6 protein-coding genes are annotated in these 2,604 nt (G+C 68.0%); all 6 read left to right on the top strand.

What is annotated here, in order from left to right:
* Positions 1–145 precede the first annotated feature (145 nt).
* The 6 genes from VM221_10140 to VM221_10115 are packed head-to-tail and all read left to right on the top strand — an operon-like array spanning position 146 to position 2,589.
* Positions 146–382 (top strand): hypothetical protein, encoded by a 237-nt coding sequence (locus tag VM221_10140; GenBank protein HUT75175.1) that lies wholly within the window; start codon positions 146–148, stop codon positions 380–382.
* Positions 379–870, top strand: coding sequence for a hypothetical protein (locus VM221_10135; protein HUT75174.1), 492 nt, complete (start codon positions 379–381; stop codon positions 868–870). Before VM221_10140 ends, VM221_10135 begins: the two co-directional genes overlap by 4 nt.
* 5 nt (positions 871–875) lie before the next feature.
* Positions 876–1,145, top strand: a complete 270-nt coding sequence (locus VM221_10130) for a hypothetical protein (protein ID HUT75173.1) — start codon at positions 876–878, stop codon at positions 1,143–1,145.
* The gene (locus tag VM221_10125) at positions 1,145–1,450 is read left to right on the top strand and encodes a hypothetical protein (protein ID HUT75172.1); all 306 of its coding nucleotides are present in this window, start codon (positions 1,145–1,147) and stop codon (positions 1,448–1,450) included. Before VM221_10130 ends, VM221_10125 begins: the two co-directional genes overlap by 1 nt.
* Position 1,451: 1 nt before the next feature.
* Complete coding sequence (locus VM221_10120) at positions 1,452–2,339, top strand: hypothetical protein (GenBank protein ID HUT75171.1); 888 nt, start codon at positions 1,452–1,454, stop codon at positions 2,337–2,339.
* Positions 2,329–2,589 (top strand): hypothetical protein, encoded by a 261-nt coding sequence (locus VM221_10115; GenBank protein HUT75170.1) that lies wholly within the window; start codon positions 2,329–2,331, stop codon positions 2,587–2,589. The genes VM221_10120 and VM221_10115 overlap by 11 nt, the downstream gene beginning before the upstream one ends.
* Positions 2,590–2,604: the final 15 nt, after the last annotated feature.

Raw genomic sequence — 2,604 nt, 5'->3', positions numbered from 1 at the left:
CGTCCCTCAACGCCGTGGGCAACACGGGCGTGGGCTACGCGAGCAACATCATCATGTCCAGTTGCGCGGGGGTCGCCAACATCGGCGGCCCCACGGACGGCGGCAACCTCGTCTTTGACCCCGTCACGACCCTGGGAGCCTAACCATGCTCACCCGCGACCAACGCATCGCCATGTTCAAGGCGCAGCGCAAGACGCAAGCGCAGGCGGAAGCCCGCGCCGATGCCGACATCGCGCGCGCCGCCGACCTCGCGGCGGCGCAGGCCGTCACCAAGGCCGCGTGCGATCACGCTAACTCACTCAAATGGACTCCCGGCACGCCCCATCCCGGCCCGCCTGTCTGGAACGCCACTCTCAAGCGCTGGGAAAGGAAATCCTCATGAGCGCCTATTACCCTGTTCGCAGCGTCTACCACGGCTACCAGGGGTTCGCGGGCTTCGCCTCGACCTCCGGCCCCAAGCTGGAGGCCGAGATCGCCGGACTCAAAGCGATGCTCGTGTCCGACATGGACACCATCACCACGCTGAACCTGCCGCTCATCCCGGCGGCGCAGGCGGTCATGGCCCAGGTCGCCCGGGCCCAGATGGTCATCAACCGCGAGAAGCAGTTGGACCAGTGGGGCTCGTCCGCGCACGACACGGTCGTGGCCCTGCGCAACGCCATCGTGCGCGACCAGAGCGCCTTGGCCACCAAGATCGCCACCACCCCGCCGACACCCAAGAAGGTTGTCGGCTCTGGCGGCGGCGGCGGCAGCAGCAGCAACGGCAACGGCGGCGGTAGCGGGAGCGGCTTCACGACCATGCAAATGGGTGGCGGCATCCTTGTCGCCGTGGCCGCCGCCGCTGGAATCTTCTTTATGGCGCGGAGGTAACACCGATGAACTTCAAGAAAATGCTCAACAACCCGTGGCTGATCCTGGGCGGCGCCGTCGCCGTCTACTGGTTCTGGTTCCGGCCCAAGTCGGCCGCCGCAGGCGTCGTCACGCAGGCCACGCCGCAGAGCGCCGGGGCGGCGACGCAGGCCCGAGTCAACGCGGCCATTGCGCAGGTGACGGAGCCCCGTCCCGGCGAGTCGGTGCAGGAGTACGAGAGCCGTCTGCGAGCCTATGAGCTTCAGACCGGGCAGGTCATGCCCACGATGTTCTAGTGCATCACTCCCTCGGCACCCTCGGATACGGCAACTGGTTCACGGACTGGCTGGGCGAAAAGTTCCAGCCCATCGTGACGAAGGCCGGGGATCCGTTGCGTACCGAACTGGAAACCGGCGGCGCCAAGCTCAAGGGCGAGTTGGCGGCGGGTGGGCGGGAGTTGCAGGAGGAGTTGGAGCGCGGCGGCGCGCAGTTGCGGCGCGAGATGGCGGCGGGTGAGGCGAAGATTCGCCAAACCACGGCCGACACCATCGTGCTGGGCGGCGCCGCCATGATCGGGCTGTTCCTGTGGGTGCGGAAGTGAGATGGAAACCGTGGTCGCTACCCGAAACCCCTACGCCAAGCTGGTGACTCAGTTCCGCGCCACCGCCCCGCCGCGCGTGACGCCGGAGGGGGCGTGGGTGGCCGTCCACACCAACATCGATGTTGGGTTCTCCCAGGTCTACGACGACACCGAGATCGTGCAGTGGGGGTTCCCGGCGGCCGAGGCGGTGTCGCGCGCCCTTGCGCACGCCGATGTGCGCTCGGCCATTTTGTTCGGGACGCTCGTCCTGGGAGAGCCCCAGGCGTCCCTGGCGGTCTGTGACGTGTATCAACTGGACGAGGACGTGCAGTGGGAGCGTGAGCCCTATGCGGCGCGCTACGCCCACCTGTGCGACCTCTTCGGCGGATGCGAGGTCCGGGTGCAGCGCCTGCACACCCCGGCTCCCGCCGCCGCTGCCGCCACTGCCTCCGGGCGCGTGCGCCACTGGGCGGCCGTGAAGATCGCGGAGCCCGATGACGCTGCGTTCGAAGACGTGCTGGGGCAGTCGATCCCGGAGTTGGAGCGTTACCTGCGCGGGAAGATGCCCAACGTCAAGGCCGAGGACGCCGAAGACGCGGCGCAGGACGCGGTAACGAAGGCGCTGCTGTCCTATCGCGGCCAGTTGGGGTCACGACCCAGGCCGGGGGATCCGCTGCTGCCGTGGCTGCGCACGATCGCGCTGCGCACGCTCAAGGACATCTGGAAGCGCGGCGGCAAGGCGAAGAAGGACTGGGAGCAGAAGGTCTTCGGTGGAATGATGATGGACCCCGTGACGGGGATCGAGCGGCACGTCCCCGGGGCCATGGAGCGCGAGGCCCAGGGGCGCCAGTACGCGCGCAACCCCAAGCCCACCCCCAGGCCCAAGCCGAGGAAACGCCGTGACGCCTAACCCCTACGCCAAGCAACTGGAGTACTTCAAGGCGGCCGTCGAACTGGGTGCGGGCATCTGGCTCGCGCGCAAGGCGATCTCGGGCGAGCGCCTGCCCACGTCCTACGTCGTGTGGGGCTCGGTGGCCGCGTTCGCCGCCGGAGCCTGGGCGTTCTACAAGGCGCAGAAGATGGAAGCGCCCGCCGAACGGATTCTCCCGGTGCAGCAGATCCAGTCGTGGATCCCCACCGAAGTCATGGAGGCGATGTGATCGGCTATCGCACCA

The organism is Armatimonadota bacterium, from assembly GCA_035527535.1.
Classification (GTDB): domain Bacteria; phylum Armatimonadota; class Hebobacteria.
Note: the sequence above shows the minus strand (reverse complement) of the source record. Positions and strands in the feature narration are given on the sequence as shown.